General features: G+C 61.7%; 18 protein-coding genes. 5 read left to right on the top strand and 13 right to left on the bottom strand.

Annotated elements, in window-relative coordinates:
* Positions 1 to 27 precede the first annotated feature (27 nt).
* Entirely contained in the window at positions 28 to 1,140 is a 1,113-nt protein-coding gene (locus D1227_RS01970; protein ID WP_119403594.1) for an aromatic ring-hydroxylating oxygenase subunit alpha, read from the top strand.
* Between the two features lie 3 nt (positions 1,141 to 1,143).
* On the opposite strand, the gene D1227_RS01965 is transcribed toward D1227_RS01970, so the two are convergent.
* A complete protein-coding gene (locus D1227_RS01965; protein ID WP_119403593.1) occupies positions 1,144 to 2,022 on the bottom strand; it encodes a 3-hydroxybutyryl-CoA dehydrogenase in 879 nt (292 codons plus the stop codon).
* A gap of 216 nt (positions 2,023 to 2,238) precedes the next feature.
* Here D1227_RS01965 and D1227_RS01960 point away from each other — a divergent pair, with 216 nt between their 5' ends.
* Complete coding sequence (locus D1227_RS01960; protein ID WP_119404003.1) at positions 2,239 to 2,982, top strand: SIR2 family NAD-dependent protein deacylase; 744 nt, start codon at positions 2,239 to 2,241, stop codon at positions 2,980 to 2,982.
* A gap of 72 nt (positions 2,983 to 3,054) precedes the next feature.
* Here the strand turns inward: D1227_RS01960 and D1227_RS01955 are convergent, their stop codons facing one another.
* The 6 genes from D1227_RS01955 to D1227_RS01930 form a co-directional block, all read right to left on the bottom strand.
* Positions 3,055 to 3,984: an electron transfer flavoprotein subunit alpha/FixB family protein gene (locus tag D1227_RS01955; RefSeq protein WP_119403592.1), complete on the bottom strand. Its 930-nt coding sequence runs from the start codon at positions 3,982 to 3,984 to the stop codon at positions 3,055 to 3,057.
* A complete protein-coding gene (locus D1227_RS01950; RefSeq protein WP_119375522.1) occupies positions 3,984 to 4,730 on the bottom strand; it encodes an electron transfer flavoprotein subunit beta/FixA family protein in 747 nt (248 codons plus the stop codon). Before D1227_RS01950 ends, D1227_RS01955 begins: the two co-directional genes overlap by 1 nt.
* Positions 4,731 to 4,918: 188 nt before the next feature.
* Positions 4,919 to 5,176 (bottom strand): DUF3297 family protein, encoded by a 258-nt coding sequence (locus tag D1227_RS01945; RefSeq protein WP_119375521.1) that lies wholly within the window; start codon positions 5,174 to 5,176, stop codon positions 4,919 to 4,921.
* Between the two features lie 49 nt (positions 5,177 to 5,225).
* On the bottom strand, positions 5,226 to 5,654 hold the full coding sequence (locus D1227_RS01940) for a hypothetical protein (RefSeq protein ID WP_119403591.1): 429 nt from the start codon (positions 5,652 to 5,654) through the stop codon (positions 5,226 to 5,228).
* Positions 5,647 to 6,228, bottom strand: coding sequence for a cob(I)yrinic acid a,c-diamide adenosyltransferase (locus D1227_RS01935; protein ID WP_119403590.1), 582 nt, complete (start codon positions 6,226 to 6,228; stop codon positions 5,647 to 5,649). Before D1227_RS01935 ends, D1227_RS01940 begins: the two co-directional genes overlap by 8 nt.
* 24 nt (positions 6,229 to 6,252) lie before the next feature.
* Positions 6,253 to 6,456: a twin transmembrane helix small protein gene (locus D1227_RS01930; protein ID WP_119375518.1), complete on the bottom strand. Its 204-nt coding sequence runs from the start codon at positions 6,454 to 6,456 to the stop codon at positions 6,253 to 6,255.
* A 405-nt stretch (positions 6,457 to 6,861) separates the two neighbouring features.
* Here D1227_RS01930 and D1227_RS19870 point away from each other — a divergent pair, with 405 nt between their 5' ends.
* Positions 6,862 to 7,467 (top strand): hypothetical protein, encoded by a 606-nt coding sequence (locus tag D1227_RS19870; protein ID WP_158586543.1) that lies wholly within the window; start codon positions 6,862 to 6,864, stop codon positions 7,465 to 7,467.
* 118 nt (positions 7,468 to 7,585) lie between these two features.
* Positions 7,586 to 8,473 carry an RNA polymerase sigma factor RpoH gene (gene rpoH / locus D1227_RS01920; protein ID WP_119375517.1) on the top strand — a complete coding sequence of 296 codons (888 nt, stop codon included), beginning with the start codon at positions 7,586 to 7,588 and terminating at the stop codon, positions 8,471 to 8,473.
* Positions 8,474 to 8,476: 3 nt separating this feature from the next.
* Here rpoH and D1227_RS01915 read toward each other — a convergent pair whose 3' ends face one another.
* Positions 8,477 to 9,679: a hypothetical protein gene (locus D1227_RS01915; protein ID WP_119403589.1), complete on the bottom strand. Its 1,203-nt coding sequence runs from the start codon at positions 9,677 to 9,679 to the stop codon at positions 8,477 to 8,479.
* 162 nt (positions 9,680 to 9,841) lie between these two features.
* On the opposite strand from D1227_RS01915, the gene D1227_RS01910 reads away from it, so the two are divergent.
* Entirely contained in the window at positions 9,842 to 10,648 is an 807-nt protein-coding gene (locus tag D1227_RS01910; protein WP_119403588.1) for a TrmH family RNA methyltransferase, read from the top strand.
* Between the two features lie 7 nt (positions 10,649 to 10,655).
* Here D1227_RS01910 and D1227_RS01905 read toward each other — a convergent pair whose 3' ends face one another.
* The 5 genes from D1227_RS01905 to serA all read right to left on the bottom strand — a co-directional run bounded on the left by D1227_RS01905 (position 10,656) and on the right by serA (position 16,552).
* The gene (locus tag D1227_RS01905) at positions 10,656 to 11,951 is read right to left on the bottom strand and encodes an adenylosuccinate synthase (protein WP_119403587.1); all 1,296 of its coding nucleotides are present in this window, start codon (positions 11,949 to 11,951) and stop codon (positions 10,656 to 10,658) included.
* An 83-nt stretch (positions 11,952 to 12,034) separates the two neighbouring features.
* Complete coding sequence (locus D1227_RS01900) at positions 12,035 to 13,501, bottom strand: flavin-containing monooxygenase (RefSeq protein ID WP_119403586.1); 1,467 nt, start codon at positions 13,499 to 13,501, stop codon at positions 12,035 to 12,037.
* 78 nt (positions 13,502 to 13,579) lie between these two features.
* Positions 13,580 to 14,167: an acyloxyacyl hydrolase gene (locus tag D1227_RS01895; RefSeq protein WP_119375512.1), complete on the bottom strand. Its 588-nt coding sequence runs from the start codon at positions 14,165 to 14,167 to the stop codon at positions 13,580 to 13,582.
* A 69-nt stretch (positions 14,168 to 14,236) separates the two neighbouring features.
* Complete coding sequence (locus tag D1227_RS01890) at positions 14,237 to 14,848, bottom strand: flavodoxin family protein (RefSeq protein ID WP_119403585.1); 612 nt, start codon at positions 14,846 to 14,848, stop codon at positions 14,237 to 14,239.
* Positions 14,849 to 14,956: 108 nt separating this feature from the next.
* Positions 14,957 to 16,552 carry a phosphoglycerate dehydrogenase gene (gene serA / locus D1227_RS01885; protein WP_119403584.1) on the bottom strand — a complete coding sequence of 532 codons (1,596 nt, stop codon included), beginning with the start codon at positions 16,550 to 16,552 and terminating at the stop codon, positions 14,957 to 14,959.
* Between the last annotated feature and the right edge of the window lie 120 nt (positions 16,553 to 16,672).

The following is a 16,672-nucleotide window of genomic DNA, read 5'->3' as shown; positions in this document are numbered from 1 at the left end:
TGATTTATCGGTATAGAAGACAAGCCCATGGCAGATACGCAGACCCTCATCGACCAGAAGACCGAAAGCCAGCCGGGAATCACGTCCGAAGGCTGGCTGACCGATAGCTGGTATCTCGGCTGCACCTCGAAGGAGCTGAAGCCCGGCGGGCTGCTCCACCGGATCATGCTCGACCAGCCGATCGTGATCGGCCGGACGGAAGCGGGCGAGGCGTTTGCGCTGCGCGATATCTGCCCGCACCGGCTTGTGCCGCTCAGCGCCGGCAAGATGCTGGACACTGATGGCGAGCCGACCGTCGAGTGCCCCTATCATGGCTGGCGCTTCGGGACGGACGGGGTCTGCCGCCACATGCCGTCGGTGCTGGAAGAACAGCCCTATGAGGCAAGCCGCTTCAAGGTGCGCCGCTATCCGGTGCATGAGAAGAACGGCATGATCTTCGTCTTCATCGCGCATGATCCGAAAGTCTCGGGCGAACCGGACGTTCCGCCGCCGGATTTTGGCGAGCTGCCGGACAAGCCAAAATTCGTCATTCAGGAAGACTTCAACGCCCACATGGACGACGCCGTGGTCGGCCTGATGGACCCGGCGCACGTCGCGTTCGTCCATTCGCAATGGTGGTGGCGCCCGCCAAGCGTTGGCCTGAAGCTCAAGGAAAAGCCCTTCGTCCCGCGCGACCGGGGCTGGGCCATCGACCGTCACCAGCCTTCATCGAATTCGCTCGCTTACAAGGCGGTATTCGGCGGCAAGGTGACAACGGAAATCATTTTCCAGCTTCCCGGCTATCGCTGGGAGATCGTCGAGAATGAGACCGCCCGGCTGCTGACGCTGACCTGCCTGACGCCGATCTACAAAAAAAAGACGCGCATCACCCAGGTCACCTGGTTCTTCGGTGCGCCGCTGCTCAATCTCGCCATTCCGATCTTCAAGCCGGCCGCCCGGAAATTCCTGCGCCAAGATGGCGATATCGTCGACCTGCAGAATGAGGGCATGAAGTATCAGAAGGCGATGATCTGGATCGACGATATCGACGTCCAGGCCAAATGGTATCGCACGCTGAAGAAGGAATGGACCGCCTCACGCACTGAAGGGCGTTCTTTCGAAAACCCGATCGAACCGGTCACGCTGCGCTGGCGCAGCTGATATCTAGCGTGTCGGGACGGGGACGTCGCCGCGATAGTCGTAGAAGCCGCGCTTGGCCTTGCGGCCGAGCCAGCCGGCCTCGACATATTTCACCAGAAGCGGACAGGGGCGGTACTTTGTGTCGGCAAGGCCGTCATGCAGCACCTGCATGATCGAGAGGCAGGTGTCGAGGCCGATGAAGTCCGCCAGTTCCAGCGGGCCCATTGGGTGGTTCGCGCCGAGCTTCATGGCGGTGTCGATGCTCTCCACGGTGCCGACGCCTTCATAGAGCGCATAGACCGCCTCATTGATCATCGGCACCAGGACCCGGTTCACGATGAAGGCCGGATAGTCCTCGGCATTGGTCGTCGTCTTGCCCAGCGCCTTGGCGAAGCCGAGCGCCATTTCATAGGTGTCCTGGTCAGTCGCGAGGCCGCGGATGACTTCCATCAGCTTCATCAGCGGCACAGGGTTCATGAAGTGCAGGCCGATGAACTTTTCCGGACGGTCCGTTGTCGCTGCAAGACGCGTGATCGAGATGGACGAGGTATTGGTCGCCAGATAGGTCCTCTCGGGGACAACATCGCAGAGCGACTTGAAGATCGCTTCCTTGACTTCGCGCTTCTCGGTGGCCGCTTCGATCGCCAGGTCCACCTTGCCGAACGGTTCGAGCGAGGTGCCGGGCTGGATGCGTTTCAGGGCCGTTGTCATGTCATCAGGCGAAATCATCGAGCGCGAGACCTGGCGGCTCATGTTGGCCTCGATGGTTTTCATGCCTTGCTCGAGGGCGTCCTCGGAGACGTCATTGAGGAAGACATCATACCCGGCGAGCGCACAGACATGCGCGATCCCGTTGCCCATCTGGCCGGCGCCAACAACGCCTACAGTGCCGATATTGCTCATTCCGCCCTCCGAGAGGCCATCCGCTCTGTCAATCTCGTAATCTCGTAGACTGATTGTGCGGCGCAGAAAAGATCAAGGCCTGTCAGCAGATGTGTAATCAGTCGCCAGAGGGTTGTGACCCACCGGGCACAGGCTCATGGAGGCGGACTGGCGCACAGGATGTTGTTTGCGGCGGGAGTCTGGATGCGCCCAAAAGCCTCGTATAAGATCAGCTGCATGAGCAAAGCCAAGGAACTCGCGGGCCTGATCCGGCGCGCAGAACGCGTCATGGTGTTTACCGGCGCAGGAATTTCAACCGAAAGCGGCATTCCGGACTTCCGGTCACCGGGCGGTGTCTGGAGCAAAATGAAGCCGATCTACTTCCAGGACTTCGTGTCGGACCGTGACGCCCGCCGCGAAGCCTGGACGCGTGTCTTCAACAAGTCGGCCGGGTGGGTCGGCGCCCAGCCGAATGCCGGTCATCATGCGATCGCTGAACTCGTCAGGCAGGGCAAGGTCAGCGCCGTCGTGACGCAGAATGTCGATAACCTTCACCAGGAGTCCGGTGTGCCCGACTACAAGGTGATCGAGATCCACGGCAATGCGTCCTACGCAAAATGCCTGCAATGCGGCATGCGCTACGAGCTGGAGGAGCTGCGCGCCCCGTGGGAAGCCGATGAGGAAATCATCTGCGTGAATTGCACAGGCTTGATCAAGACGGCCACGATTTCCTTCGGCCAGTCCATGCCCGAAGTCGAGATGGAGCGCGCGACCGCCGAGGCCGAGGCCTGCGACATGTGCATCGTCCTGGGCTCGTCGCTCGTCGTCTATCCGGCGGCGGGTATTCCGGTCATGGCAAAGCGCGCCGGGGCAAAGCTGGTCATCATCAATCGCGAACCGACCGACATGGATTCCTATGCCCACATGGTGCTGAACGTCGAGATCGGGGCCTTCCTCGACGAGGTCATGAAAGAGCTCTAAGCGGCTTGAGATGACAACAAAAAAGCCCCGGATGAAGCATCCGGGGCTTTCTGAACTTGGGTTGCCGGGCGCCTAGAGCGCTTCGGTCAGCTCCGGCACGGCGTTGAAGAGGTCCGCGACCAGGCCATAGTCGGCAACCTGGAAGATCGGGGCTTCCTCATCCTTGTTGATGGCAACGATGATCTTGGAGTCCTTCATGCCGGCAAGGTGCTGGATCGCGCCGGAAATACCGATCGCGATGTACAGCTCAGGGGCAACGATCTTGCCGGTCTGACCGACCTGGTAGTCGTTCGGGGCGTAGCCCGCGTCGACGGCAGCGCGCGAGGCGCCAACACCAGCCCCCAGCTTGTCAGCCAGCGGAACGATCAGGCGGTCGAACTCTTCTTTCGAGCCGAGCGCACGGCCACCAGACACGATGGTCTTTGCGGAGGTCAGTTCCGGGCGGTCAGACTGGACGATCTTCTCGTCGACAAAGGCCGATTTGAACGGACCGGCCGGGGCGTCGATGCTTTCGACCGATGCCGAGCCGCCTTCGCCGGCCGCGTCGAACGACGTGCCGCGAACGGTGACGACCTTCTTTGGATCGGAAGACTTTACCGTCATCATCGCATTGCCGGCATAGATCGGGCGCTCGAACGTGTCGGTGCCTTCGATGGCCGTGATGTCGGAGATCTGCATGACGTCAAGCTTGGCCGCGATGCGCGGGGTAACGTTCTTGCCCATCGTGGTGGCGGGCGAGAAGAGGGCATCATAGCCATCCATCAGCGGGACGATCAGCGCTTCCATGGCTTCGGCGAGCTGCTTTTCGAGGGCATCGCCTTCGGCGTGGAGCACCTTGCGAACGCCATCGATCTTCGCGGCGGCTTCGGCAACCGCGCCAGAGCCTTTGCCAGCGACCAGCACATCGACGTCGCCGCCGAAAGCCTTTGCCGCCGTGACGGTCTTGTGGGTCGCGTCGAAGAGCGACTCATTGTCGTGATCTGCAAGTACCAGAACAGCCATTAAATCGCTCCTTCAGCTTTGAGTTTCGAGACAAGCGTGGCGACGTCCTCGACCTTCTCGCCAGCTTCGCGTTCCGGCGGCTCGGTCACCTTGACGACGGTCAGGCGGGCGGCGGTATCGACGCCATAATCGCCCGGCGCCTTTTCATCGATCGGCTTTTTCTTCGCCTTCATGATGTTCGGCAGCGAGGCATAGCGCGGCTCGTTGAGGCGCAGGTCCGTGGTGACGATGGCCGGGGTCTGCAGCGAAAGGGTCTGCAGGCCGCCATCGATCTCGCGCGTGACGTTTGCCTTGCCGTCTTCCAGGACGACTTCCGAAGCGAAAGTGCCTTGCGGCCAGTCCAGCAGAGCGGCAAGCATCTGGCCGGTCTGGTTGGCATCGTCATCGATGGCCTGCTTGCCGAGGATAACGAGGTCCGGGCTCTCTTCGCCAACAACGCCCTTGAGGATCTTGGCGACGGCCAGAGGCTCCACCGCATCGTCCGTCTTGACCAGGATGCCGCGGTCGGCGCCCATGGCGAGCGCGGTGCGCAGCGTTTCCTGCGCCTGTTGCGGGCCAATCGAGACCACGATGATCTCTTCGGCGGCGCCTTTTTCCTTCAGGCGGACCGCTTCCTCGACGGCGATTTCGTCGAACGGGTTCATCGACATCTTCACATTGGCGAGGTCGACGCCTGTCTGGTCCGACTTTACGCGGACTTTTACGTTGTAATCGATCACCCGTTTGACGGGCACGAGCACCTTCATCGGCTGGCTCCCATAATTGCGATCTTGAAGTCTGGCGTTGACCTAGAGAACTCGCGGGAAACAATCAAGCTTCCCGCTAACGTAAAGGTCAATTCGTCGCGCAAATTTGAGATACAGGAGGCTTGCCAGCCGGAAGCGCTGGCCCCTTGGCAACGATTGGCGTTGCAATGGGTGTGGCGAGAACTGCCTCAGTCTTCGGTCTTGTTCTCGACATCCTCAAACCAGACCTCGACAGGGCCTTTCAGGGTCAGGGTCAGCGGATTGCCGCGCCGGTCGAGGGACTTGCCCGCGACGACCTTGATCCAGCCTTCCGACAGGCAGTACTCGACGACATTGGTGCGTTCCTGGCCCTTGAAGCGCACGCCGACGCCGCGCGAGATCAGCGCCTCGTCATAATGCGGGCTGCGAGGGTCAAGGCTCAGGCGGTCTGGTGGTGTATCGCTCATGGCGCGATGGTTTGCCCTGAAGCCGGCAAATGCTCAAGCCCTGATGCTGCTAGCCGCGCTTGTAATAGACAGACCGGTTCGACGGCGCAGAGCCATCCGGCAGGTAAACGGTCTGCACGATGCGCATGGTTTCGTCGTCGATCAGGGTGCGGGTCGCCTGCATGAGCTTCTCGCCCTTGAGATAGGCCGACGAGTTCAGCTCGCTCGGGCTTTCGGCAGTGATCACGAAACTGTCGATCAGGTCGGTCCCCTCGAACGGCACGGCGACACCATCGGCCTTGCCGCTGAAGGATGCGGTATGGGCGTCGCCGGCCTTGTCTGTCCATGCCATGTCGAACACGAGCAGGCCGACTTCCTCGCGGATGATGTACTGACCCGAGGCGGGCGGATCGCCTTGCTCATACCGGCAGGAGGCGGGGTCGAGTTCCCAGTGGCCGAGAAAGCGGGCATATGGCGGCGCCGGCGAGGATTCAGCCATCGCCGCGATTGGCCCCGGGCACCCATTTTATGTCGGCCGCACCATTTTCATTGGCGGCCCTGCAGGCCACGAACAGCCAGTCCGACAGCCGGTTGATGTAGGCGAGGGCGGGTGCGCTGACCGTTTCGTCTTCAAGCCCCGCCAGCCGGGCAATATCGCGTTCGGCGCGCCGGCAGGTCACGCGGGCGACATGCAGATAGGCTGCGAGGGCCGAGCCGCCTGGCAGGATGAAGCTGTCCAGCGGCGGGATGTCCGCATTCATCGCGTCAATTTCCCGTTCCAGCCGCTCGACCTGGGCCTGGACGACCCGCAGGGGCTCCCAGCCAAGATCCTTTCCGCGATCCGGCGTTGCCAGGTCGGCGCCGAGGTCGAACAGGTCATTCTGGATGCGATGGATGGCTTCTGCCAGGTCGCCTTCCGCGGTCGTGGCCGCAACGCCGAGCGCCGCGTTCACCTCATCGACACTGCCATAGGCGGTGACGCGCGGGTTCCACTTGTCGACCGGCTCGCCCGTGGCCAGGCGGGTCTTACCCTTGTCGCCGGTGCGGGTGTAGATCTTGTCGAGCTTGACCAAGACAGGCCTCCATTAGTGGCGCGGTCAGCCGAAGGCGCCTGCGACGAAGCCGATCGCGCAAAGAAGGGCGATGGCAATCGCCTGGACGAGGACGCGCATGCGCATGAGTTTGTTCGACCGGCTCGGCTGGTTTTCGTCCGTCCGGGTCAGGTTGACGAGGCCAAGCACAAGGATGACCAGCAGGACGGCCAGCGCCAGGTAAAAGCCGATTGTAAGAAAATTCGCCATGTTGAGTCTTTCAGTATGGTTCTCGCTACTTAGGGCGTCTGGCCGGTGAAGTCATGCCCGCCCGGTTGCGCCCCCTCGTCGCAAGCGGCCAGGCGCAATGGAGCTAACGAAGATTTCACCTCGCACGCCGTTGCGGCAAGCAATCGAAAGACGTATTTTACAACTGCTGGAACATTTCGTGACAGTGCTTGAGAGGCGCAATAGTAAAGCCTCAGTCTACAAGGCAACCGCGATGCAATCGCAACAGAACAAGCCTTCAACAAAACCGGCAGCCAAGCCAGCTGCAAAGCCCGGCAAGCCATCGATCCCAGGTAAGCCCCGGGCGAAGTAATTCAGCAGGCAGGCGCCTAGACGAGACCCGGATGCCGCCCCCGCATCCGGGTCTCAATCGTCTCGAATACAGTGATGATGGAGTGCAGGGCTTTTCAAACCTTGAATTCCTTTAATTTTTATTTGGTTGCACGTTCTGAAAACCAGTATCAAGATTCGAATGTCCCGACTGATTCGGTGACGCTAGAAAAGTATAGTCCCGTTTCACTTTGCTCGGGGGTAATACATGCCAGCAAAAGCCACAAAACCGGCAGCAAAAACGGCTGCCAAGACTGTCGCCAAGAAGGCGGCTGTGAAACCAGCGGCGAAGAAAGCCGCCGCCAAGCCGCCAGCCAGGAAACCAGTCAAGACAGCTGCGGCGAAGGCCAAGCCAGCCACAGCCAAGGCGGCGAAGCCTGCTGCGAAGGCCGCCGCCGTGAAGAAACCGGCTGCGAAGAAGCCGACGACCAAAAAAGCTGCAACATCCAAGAAGGTGGTCGCCGCAAAGAAGCCTGCGGCGGCCAAGAAACCTGCAGCGAGGAAGACGGCGCCCAAAAAGGCTGCCTGATGCCCGGTTCTGGACCGAATGAGGCTGTTCGGCCAGAACCGGCCGGACAGCCTCTTTTTTTTTGTCGAAAAAATTCGCTGCGGCCTTCATTTGGCCGGGTTCATCGCCCATTTATGAGCATACGTGATAAATGAGATGCGCAAACGGGGGAAAGACGCCGCCAATGATTGGGGCTAGACACTTTCTTCAGAACCGATGCGGAACTGATGCCGGACTTTTGGGTCAGTCTCCGTAGACAGGAGAAAAACGCCGATGGCAAAGACAACATCAATCGCCCTCAGCCCGGAACAGGGCCTCAGCCGGTATCTCACAGAGATCCGGAAATTTCCCATGCTCGAAAAGGAGCAGGAATTCATGCTGGCCAAGCGCTGGCAGCAACATGAGGATACCGACGCCGCCGAGCAGATGGTGACCTCCCACCTTCGCCTCGTCGCCAAGATCGCGATGGGCTATCGCGGCTATGGCCTGCCGATGGCCGAGGTGATCTCCGAAGGCAATGTCGGTCTCATGCAGGCCGTGAAGAAATTCGATCCGGACAAGGGCTTCCGCCTCGCGACATATGCCATGTGGTGGATTCGCGCCGCGATCCAGGAATACATCCTGCGCTCCTGGAGCCTCGTGAAGCTTGGCACCACGGCCGCGCAGAAGAAGCTGTTCTTCAATCTTCGCCGCATCAAGGGCGAGATCAATGCGCTGGAAAGCGGCGATCTCAATCCCGACCAGGTGAAGGAAATCGCCGAGCGCCTGAATGTGTCCGAGAAGGACGTGCTCAGCATGAATGGCCGGATGAGCGGATCTGACGCCTCGCTCAATGCGCCCATGGGCCAGGAAGGCGACATGGAATGGCAGGACTGGCTGACCGATGACGATCCCGGCCAGGCCGAATCCTATGCCAACCGGCAGGAATTCGACAGCCGGATGACGCTTCTCCAGGAAGCCATGGCGGACCTGTCGGAGCGCGAGCAGCACATCCTGCAGGAACGCCGCCTGACCGATGAGCCGAAGACGCTGGAAGAGCTGTCAGAGGTCTACAATGTCAGCCGTGAGCGCATTCGCCAGATCGAGGTCCGCGCCTTCGAGAAGATCCAGAAGGCGATGAAGCGCATGGCGAAAGAGCAGGGCCTGCCGGCGGGTGGCTGACACCTAGTCCGCCAGACCCGGATCTTCCTTGTCCTCGGCCTTCGGGTCGAGGAATTCCGGCGCCTTGACGCCCATCAGGACCGCCGCAATCAGCGCACCCACCGCCACAGTGAAGACAATGACGGCCACCAGGCCGCCACCGACCCCGAGCGTGCGGCTGAGATAGTTCACGATATCCTCATACCGGAACACGCCGATGGCGGCGGCGATGGCGCCTGCCGATTTCAGCGCGGTCTCGATATGGCTGGGATAGGTGCGCAGGTGGAAGAAGATGAGCAGCATCGCCCAGACCCCGAAGCCAAGCGCAAAAAGCGGCGCGGTAATCCGGTAGGCGTTGGACAGCCCGTCACCGGTCAGCAGGGATGAGGTGGAGAGATAGGCCGCATTCATCAGTGGCCACAGCAGGACGAGCGCGCCGCCCGCTGCCAGCGGGAAAGATACCTGCTGGACCGTCTTGCCATAGAGCTGGGTCAGCGGCTTGCGCAGCCAGACCAGCAGGATGCCGATAAACAGCAGGGTCAGCAGGAACACCATCTTAACCGGTAGCACATAACGGTGAACCGAGGCGAGCAGGGATGGGTGGCTGGCCTTCATCGCATTTACCCGGGCGCGGAAATCGGTCTTGGCCTTGCAGCAGGCTTCGATGCTGGTCACCGTGCCTGTCGGAAAGCAGAGCTTCTGTTCCTGCGCGGCAACGCCATAGCGCAGCCATTCGTCTTCGCAGCGGGACTGGAAACGCTGCAGGCCGCCTTCGCTGGCCGCATTGATCTTCAGCTGGATCAGCACCTCGCCAATCGCCGCGCGCCGCAAGGCCGGGTCTTCGGAGGGCACGCCCTCGTCGCTGACGATGGCATCGGGCGCAACCTCGAACAAAGACCGCGTATTGGACCCGGCAAAGGCGTTCGACAGGGACCAGGAGAGGAAGCCGATGATCCCGGCCACGGCAATCAGCGTGATCCGTCCGTGGGGAACCCGGCCTGCCGCCAGCGCATCCACGATCAGGACGGCAGGCCGCCAGAAGGCGATCAGGGCGAGCGCGCCTGCAACCGGGAAGAACAGGAAATTGTGGGCGAACATGGTCGCCATCTGCAGGGCGAGGCCATCGGGGCCGAACTCATAGACCAGCACGCCCGTCTCGAACAGGAAGGCCAGATAGATCAGCGCGAAAAGCAGTGTGACCGCAATTCGCGACCCGGCATGTGTCATTGTCTTGTCCCTCGCCCGCGCCCCTGCGGCCATTCGGGACACTAGCCGGAATGGCACGATTGGGGAACCGGCTGGTTAATCCGGGCCTCGCGCTGACGCGCATGCTTCGCTAAACGGCTGTCTTCGCCAGTCCAGACGTTCGCCAGGAGTGCTCCTTTCCGCATGAATGAGGTCATCCATATCGACGATCCCGCCGATCCGCGCGTGGCGCCCTATGTCTCGATCCGCGAGCGGGACCTCACCGGCCGGCCCGACGGCCGCTTCATTGTCGAGGGAAAGGTAACGCTTTCAATCCTGGCCGAGCGGTCGCGCTTCACTATCGACAGCGTTTTCATCGGCGAGACGCGGCTTGAACCTCTGGCGGATATTCTGGCGGGCCTGCCAGGCGATGTGCCCATCTATGTCGCGCCGCAGACAATAATGGATGCGGTGGCCGGATTTCCCATTCACCGCGGCGTGCTGGCCTGCGCGCGAAAGGGTGAGCCGATTGGCCTGGAAAGTCTGCTCAGCGGCGAGACACTGCTGGTCCTCAATGACATCTCCAACCACGACAATGTTGGCGCGGCTTTTCGCAACGCCGCGGCCTTCGGCGTGGATGGGATCATCCTTGATGAACGCAGCTGCGACCCGCTCTATCGCAAGGCCATCCGTGTGTCCGCCGGCAGCGCGCTCTGGATGCCCTTCCACCTTGGCGGGACGGGGGCCGATCATATCGCCGCCCTGAAGGACGCAGGCTATGACATCTGGGCGATGACGCCGCGCGCCAGCGCCACGCCCATCGGCGACATGCCGGTTTCAGGGAAGGTCGCCGTGCTACTCGGGGCTGAAGGTTCGGGCCTGCCGGATGGGCTGATCGGAGCGGCGCATCCCGTACGCATTCCCATGGCGCCGGGCTTTGACAGCATCAATGTCGCAACAGCCGGTGCTGTCGCCCTCAGCCGGATTTTCGAGGCGCGGCAAACCGCTTGAAGGATGGTCAGGCCCGCTCGAACGGGTCACGCATCAGGATGACGTCTTCGCGTTCCGGCGAGGTGGACACCAGCGCACATGGCTTGCCGACGAGTTCCTCAAGGCGGCGGACATATTTGACCGCTTCGGCCGGCAGGTCTGCCCAGCTGCGGGCGCCGCGCGTGGAATCCTTCCAGCCCGGCATGCTCTCATAGACCGGCTCGACGGCGGCCTGGTCGGTGAGACCGGCCGGGAAATAGTCGATTTCCTTGCCATTCAGCTTGTAGGCCACGCAGACCTTGATCTCCTCGAAGCCGTCGAGAACGTCGAGCTTGGTCAGTGCAAGGCCGGTCACGCCCGAGGTTGCGCAGGCCTGGCGGACCATGACGCTGTCGAACCAGCCGCAGCGCCGGGCCCGCCCCGTGACGGTGCCGAATTCATGCCCGACGGTGCCGAGGCGCTGGCCGATTTCATTATCCTGTTCTGTCGGGAAGGGGCCCGAGCCGACGCGTGTCGTATAGGCCTTGGCGAGGCCGAGCACGTAGGAAATCGCGCTGGGCCCGACGCCGGACCCGGCCGAGGCATTGCCCGCCACGACATTCGATGAGGTCACGAAGGGGTAGGTGCCGTGATCGACATCGAGCATGACGCCCTGGGCGCCTTCGAACAGGATGCGGCGGTCGAGCTTGACCTGCTCATCCAGTAGTTTCCACACGGGCTTGGCAAAGGGCAGCACTTTCGGCGCCAGCTCCAGAAGGTCCACCTTAAGCTTCTCGGCATCCGGTTCAGGCAGGTCGAGACCGGCGCGCAGCGGACGGTGGTGTGCCAGCAGGCGCTCCAGCTTGAGGTCAAGAGCGGCCGGATCGGCGAGGTCGGCAACCCGGATGGCGCGCCGGCCGACACGGTCTTCATAGGCCGGGCCGATACCGCGCTTCGTGGTGCCGATTTTGGAGTCGCCGAGCGCCGCCTCGCGGGCGGCGTCGATATCCTTGTGCCAGGGCAGGATAAGGCAGGCATTGTCGGCCAGGATCAGGTCGTCCGGGCCGAGCATCACGCCTTCCTTCATCATGCCATCGATTTCCGACAGCAGCTGCCAGGGGTCTACGACGACGCCATTGCCGATCACCGAGAGCTTGCCACCGCGCACGACGCCCGATGGCAAGAGGTTCAGCTTGAAGGTCTTGTTGCCAATGACCAGCGTGTGGCCGGCATTGTGGCCGCCCTGGAAGCGAACAACCGTATCGGCCCGGCTCGACAGCCAGTCGACAATCTTGCCCTTGCCCTCATCGCCCCATTGGGCCCCGACAACGACCACACCTGACATGGGCTCATACTCCTTGAAATCCCGTGCGCCACAGACAGTGTTTGCACGCGAATATCAAGGGGCGAGTTGCGCTAGCGCGACGATCAGGCGAGTTCGTAATCCTCGACTTTCACGTCCTGCACGGCCGCAGCATAGTCCCGCGTGTGAGAGGACCAGTTCTGAGTGATTCGGCCGTCCTCGGTCTTGTACCAGGAATTGCACGCTGGATCGGCCCAGACCGTCTTCTGGAGCTGTTCCTGGATTTCCTTGTTCCAGCGGTCCTGCGCGTCCTTCTTCGGCATCATGGCCGACGCCGACTTTTCATCCAGCGTGAGCAGCGCCTTGATCATGTACTCGACCTGGCGCTCCAGCATGAAGGTGATGGAGTTGTGGCCGAGATTGGTGTTCGGGCCATACAGCACGAAGAGGTTCGGGAAGTCGGCGACCGTGATGCCGCGATAGGCCTCCGGGTGGTCGGACCATTCCTCGTTGAGATGCTTGCCGTTCAGACCTTCGACATCGACCGACCAGTTCCAGCCAGTGGTCTCGAAGCCGGTTGCAAAGACGAGGATATCGAACTCGCGGTGGACACCGTCCGGTGTCGTCACACCGGTCTCGTCGATCGACTTCGGCGCCTGGGTGACGAGCTCGACATTGTCCTGCTGGAGCGCGGGGAAATAGTCGTCGCCGATCAGGATGCGCCGGCAGCCCACAGGATAGTCGGGCGTCAGCTTCTTGCGCAGTTCCGGATCCTTCACCTGGTCTTTCAGGTGGTTGGTCGCAATCGCCGTATAGGCGTCGCGACCGGCCTGGGTCCATTTGAAGGCCTGCCAGAAGAAATGATCGGCATTGTCATAGATCAGCTGGCGGTTGCGGGCGCCAAGGTCCATTGCCGTTTCCGGCTCGGTGAACATCAGGGCCTGTTCCTGTTGCGTGATGGGGACATCGCGGCGCGGGATGACCCAGTTCGGTGTGCGCTGGAACACGGTCAGCTGCTTGGCGACCTTCGCAAGTTCGGGAATCAGCTGGATGGCACTCGCTGCCGAGCCGATGACGCCAACGCGCTTGCCTTCGAAATCGACGGAATGATCCCAGCGCGCCGAATGCATCTTCGCGCCTTTGAAGGCGTCGATACCGTCAATCTTCGGCCAGTTGGGCCGGTTGAGCTGGCCAAGGGCGCCGACAAGGATCTCGCCAGTATAGGTCTTGCCGCTCTCGGTCGTGACCGTCCATTTCTTGGTCTCGTCATCCCATTTCGCGCTCACGGCAGCATCATTGAGATGAAGGTTCGGCCTCAGCTGGAAGCGATCGGCGATTTCTTCTGCATAGGCCTGGATTTCCGGGCCCTGTGGATAGGCGCGGGTCCAGTTGATGCTCTGAGCAAAAGACAGCTGGTAGAGCGCTACCGGAACGTCGCAGGCGCATCCCGGATAGGTGTTCTCATACCAGGTGCCGCCGACTTTCGGGTTGCGGTCGAGCAGATCAAAGGAATGTCCCGCTTCCTGCAGCTTGATGGCAGCGGTCAGGCCGCCGAGGCCGGCGCCAATGATGATGGCATGTTTCTGCGCCATTCAATCCTCCCATGTCATTTGTTGACGGGGAGGATTCGCCTGATCTCGTCTGAATGCAAGTGTGACGGCGGGTAAGCCTTACCCGCCGAAACGGTAATAGGCGCGCAGCCCGATACTATCGACGCCCTGATTGCGCCCATTGCCGAGGATCTGGCCGTGGGACAGGTGCTCATACTGGAGCTGAAGGCCCCAATTCTCACCGATGTCGCGATTGACCGCGAGGCCGGTCCGGAAGAGGTCCTCCGATCCATACAGGACGTTTTCCTGCGAGAAGGCATTGCTTTCCGGGCTGCCTTGCGGGAACGGGCTGGCAACCGCGCCATCGTGGATGGCGTAGCCGAGGCTTGGCTCCAGCGACCAGTCTTCGGCAAAGTCCCAGTTCCACATCAGGCCGACCGCACCATAGCTTGTGTCGCCTGACACATTAATCGATGCCAGCGCGTAAGGGCGGGGTGCCCAGATGTATTTCAGAAACTCCGGTGAGGCGAAAACGATTTCGCCTTCGACCGTCGGGCCGTCCTCCTTGTCGGCGTTCTTGCAGTCGATCACGCAGATATTGTGCTGCATGACGCCAATGCGCGCTTCCTCGACGAGCTGGGCTTCTGCGGTCTGGGCAAGCGAGACGGCCGAGAGGGTAAGAGCACTGCAGACAAGGAGACGATTCATGGAAGGGACCTCTGAAAAATTGACCCGCCCCAGAAAGGCCGGGGCGGGCCTGAGGTCAAGTTAATCTCTTCAGGCGGTTTCCAGCGCCTGGTCCACTTTGCCGCGAACCCAGCGCTTTGTGGCCTCAGCGACACGGCGCCCGAAGTCTTCAGCTGTCTCGAGGTCTGCGCGGTCCGGGGTCTGATCGGCTGGCAGGTCCGTCAGCGACTGGGTGCCCAGCCCGATCATGTGGCCGGCCCGGTTCCAGGCGGTCTCGTAGTCGCTCTGGCTCGTATTGTAGCCGGGGAAGGCACCGTAGTTGACCCAGATCATACCTTGCTGGCCGGCGAAAATTGCCAGTTCCTGCAGCGTGTTGAGCTTGTCACCCGCCAGCGAGCCGGAATTGGTGAAGCCGGCGGCGATCTTGTCCCGCCAGCCCTGCGCCATCCAGACCTTCGAGGCCGCTTCCATGAACTGCTTAAAGACCGCGGAGGCCGAGCCCATATAGGTCGGAGCGCCAAAGACGATGGCGTCTGCCTCGGCGAGTTCGGACCAGGGGCCCTTGTCCGGGCTTGTCAGGTCGTCAGCCTTGTAGAGCGTGACGTCTGCGCCACGGACAGCCTGCGCGCCCTTGAGGATATGGCCGGCGACCTTGGCGGTGTGGCCATAGCCGGAATGATAGATGATGGCGACTTTCGTCATTGGGATGCTCCTTCGAAATTGCGTTCATCTGATGGACGCGAGATGGAGCAGCCCGTTCCGGCTTTCATCGGCCGGAACGGGCATAAGTCTTATGAATGGGATGTATCCCTAGAAGTGCAGGACCTTCGCGTAGCGTACATGCGGCAGCGAATCGATTTTCTGCGTGACGTCGGCGGCCGGTTCACCGTCGATGCCGATCAGCGCGATGGCTTCGCCGCCTTCAGCCTGCCGGCCGAGATGGAAGGTCGCGATGTTCACATTCGCTTCGCCCAGCATCACGCCCAGCGAGCCGATGAAGCCCGGCTTGTCGAGATTGTTCACGTAGAGCATGACCGGGGAGAAATCGCCTTCAAGCGGCATTTCCTTGACCTCAACGACGCGCGGACGCCCCGCCGATACGGTTCCGGCCAGCGAGCGCCAGCCTGCCTGGTCTGAGTTTGCCGTCTTCGGCACAAGCACCTTGATCCGGATCAGGCTGTCATAGACGGGGCTGTCCTCTGTGACGCTCTCGGAGAACTTCACGCCGGAATCGGCGAGGATGGCAGGTGCGGACACCATGTTCACATCGCCGCGCGAGGCCCTCAGCAGGCCCGCCAGGGCCGCTGCCGTGATCGGCTTGCGGTTCATGTCGGCCAGGTCGCCCTCATACTCGATGACGACTTCCTCGAAGCCATGATCGGAGATCTGGCCGGCGAACTGGCCGAGCTTTTCAGCAAGGTCGATGAAGGGCTTGAGGCGCGGGGCTTCATCGGCGGTGACCGACGGCATGTTGAGCGCGTTCGTCACCGCGCCGGTGAGCAGGTAGTCGCTCATCTGCTCGGCGACCTGCAGGGCGACGTTCTCCTGCGCTTCGACGGTCGAGGCGCCAAGGTGCGGGGTCGCTACGAAGTTCGGCGCGCCGAACAGGACGTTCTCTTTCGCCGGTTCTTCTGCGAACACGTCGAAGGCGGCGGCCTGGATATGGCCGGATTCCAGCAATTCGCGCACAGCGGCTTCGTCGACCAGCCCGCCGCGGGCGCAGTTGATGACGATCACGCCTTTCTTGGTTTTCTCCAGCGCTTCCTTCGACAGGATGTTGCGCGTCTGGTCGGTCAACGGCGTATGCAGCGTGATGACATCGGCGCGCGAGAGCAGGTGATCGAGATCCACCTTCTCCACGCCGAGCTCGACAGCCCGTTCCTCGGTGAGGAAGGGGTCGAAGGCGACGACCTTCATCAGGAGGCCCTTGGCGCGTTCGGCCACGCGGGCCCCGATATTGCCGCAGCCGATCAGGCCGAGCGTCTTGTAGGAGACCTCGGTACCGACGAAGTTCTTCTTCGGCCACTTGCCGGCCTGCGTACCGGCATCGGCAGCCGGGATCTGGCGCGCGGCGGCGAACATCATCGCGATGGCGTGTTCGGCCGTCGTGACAGCGTTGCCGAACGGCGTGTTCATGACGACGACGCCCTTTGCGGTCGCCGCCTTGATGTCGATATTGTCGACACCAATGCCGGCGCGGCCGATCACTTTCAGCTTCGAGGCAGCGGCAATGACGTCGGCGTCCGGCTTGCAGGCCGACCGCACGGCGAGGCCGTCAAATTCCGGGATGATCTCGATCAGCTCATCCTTGGTCAGGCCAACGCGGATATCGGTTTCGATGCCGTGATTTCTGAAGATTTCGACGGCGGCGGTGCTGAGGTCGTCAGCGATTAGGACTTTGGGCATGGGATTGTGTTCCATTTACAAGCAGGGGAAAGGCGTCATCCCGGCCGGAGCGCAGCGAAAAGCCAAGACCCAGTTGAACTGTTCGCACTGGGTCCCGGAGAAGCGCTGGTGCGCTTTGCG

Source organism: Henriciella mobilis (genome assembly GCF_003576315.1).
Lineage (GTDB): Bacteria > Pseudomonadota > Alphaproteobacteria > Caulobacterales > Hyphomonadaceae > Henriciella > Henriciella mobilis.
This window is presented reverse-complemented; position numbering and strand designations above follow the sequence as displayed.

Bases quoted from the DNA above. Each gene is read 5' to 3' on its own strand.
- D1227_RS01900 (WP_119403586.1), bottom strand. From the start codon at position 13,501: ATGGCGCAGAAACATGCCATCATCATTGGCGCCGGCCTCGGCGGCCTG.
- D1227_RS01950 (WP_119375522.1), bottom strand. From the start codon at position 4,730: ATGAAGGTGCTCGTGCCCGTCAAACGGGTGATCGATTACAACGTAAAA.
- D1227_RS01965 (WP_119403593.1), bottom strand. From the start codon at position 2,022: ATGAGCAATATCGGCACTGTAGGCGTTGTTGGCGCCGGCCAGATGGGC.
- D1227_RS01915 (WP_119403589.1), bottom strand. From the start codon at position 9,679: ATGACACATGCCGGGTCGCGAATTGCGGTCACACTGCTTTTCGCGCTG.
- D1227_RS01895 (WP_119375512.1), bottom strand. From the start codon at position 14,167: ATGAATCGTCTCCTTGTCTGCAGTGCTCTTACCCTCTCGGCCGTCTCG.
- D1227_RS01890 (WP_119403585.1), bottom strand. From the start codon at position 14,848: ATGACGAAAGTCGCCATCATCTATCATTCCGGCTATGGCCACACCGCC.
- D1227_RS01930 (WP_119375518.1), bottom strand. From the start codon at position 6,456: ATGGCGAATTTTCTTACAATCGGCTTTTACCTGGCGCTGGCCGTCCTG.
- D1227_RS01905 (WP_119403587.1), bottom strand. From the start codon at position 11,951: ATGTCAGGTGTGGTCGTTGTCGGGGCCCAATGGGGCGATGAGGGCAAG.
- D1227_RS19870 (WP_158586543.1), top strand. From the start codon at position 6,862: ATGATGGAGTGCAGGGCTTTTCAAACCTTGAATTCCTTTAATTTTTAT.
- rpoH (WP_119375517.1), top strand. From the start codon at position 7,586: ATGGCAAAGACAACATCAATCGCCCTCAGCCCGGAACAGGGCCTCAGC.
- D1227_RS01970 (WP_119403594.1), top strand. From the start codon at position 28: ATGGCAGATACGCAGACCCTCATCGACCAGAAGACCGAAAGCCAGCCG.
- D1227_RS01945 (WP_119375521.1), bottom strand. From the start codon at position 5,176: ATGAGCGATACACCACCAGACCGCCTGAGCCTTGACCCTCGCAGCCCG.
- D1227_RS01960 (WP_119404003.1), top strand. From the start codon at position 2,239: ATGAGCAAAGCCAAGGAACTCGCGGGCCTGATCCGGCGCGCAGAACGC.
- serA (WP_119403584.1), bottom strand. From the start codon at position 16,552: ATGCCCAAAGTCCTAATCGCTGACGACCTCAGCACCGCCGCCGTCGAA.
- D1227_RS01940 (WP_119403591.1), bottom strand. From the start codon at position 5,654: ATGGCTGAATCCTCGCCGGCGCCGCCATATGCCCGCTTTCTCGGCCAC.
- D1227_RS01910 (WP_119403588.1), top strand. From the start codon at position 9,842: ATGAATGAGGTCATCCATATCGACGATCCCGCCGATCCGCGCGTGGCG.
- D1227_RS01955 (WP_119403592.1), bottom strand. From the start codon at position 3,984: ATGGCTGTTCTGGTACTTGCAGATCACGACAATGAGTCGCTCTTCGAC.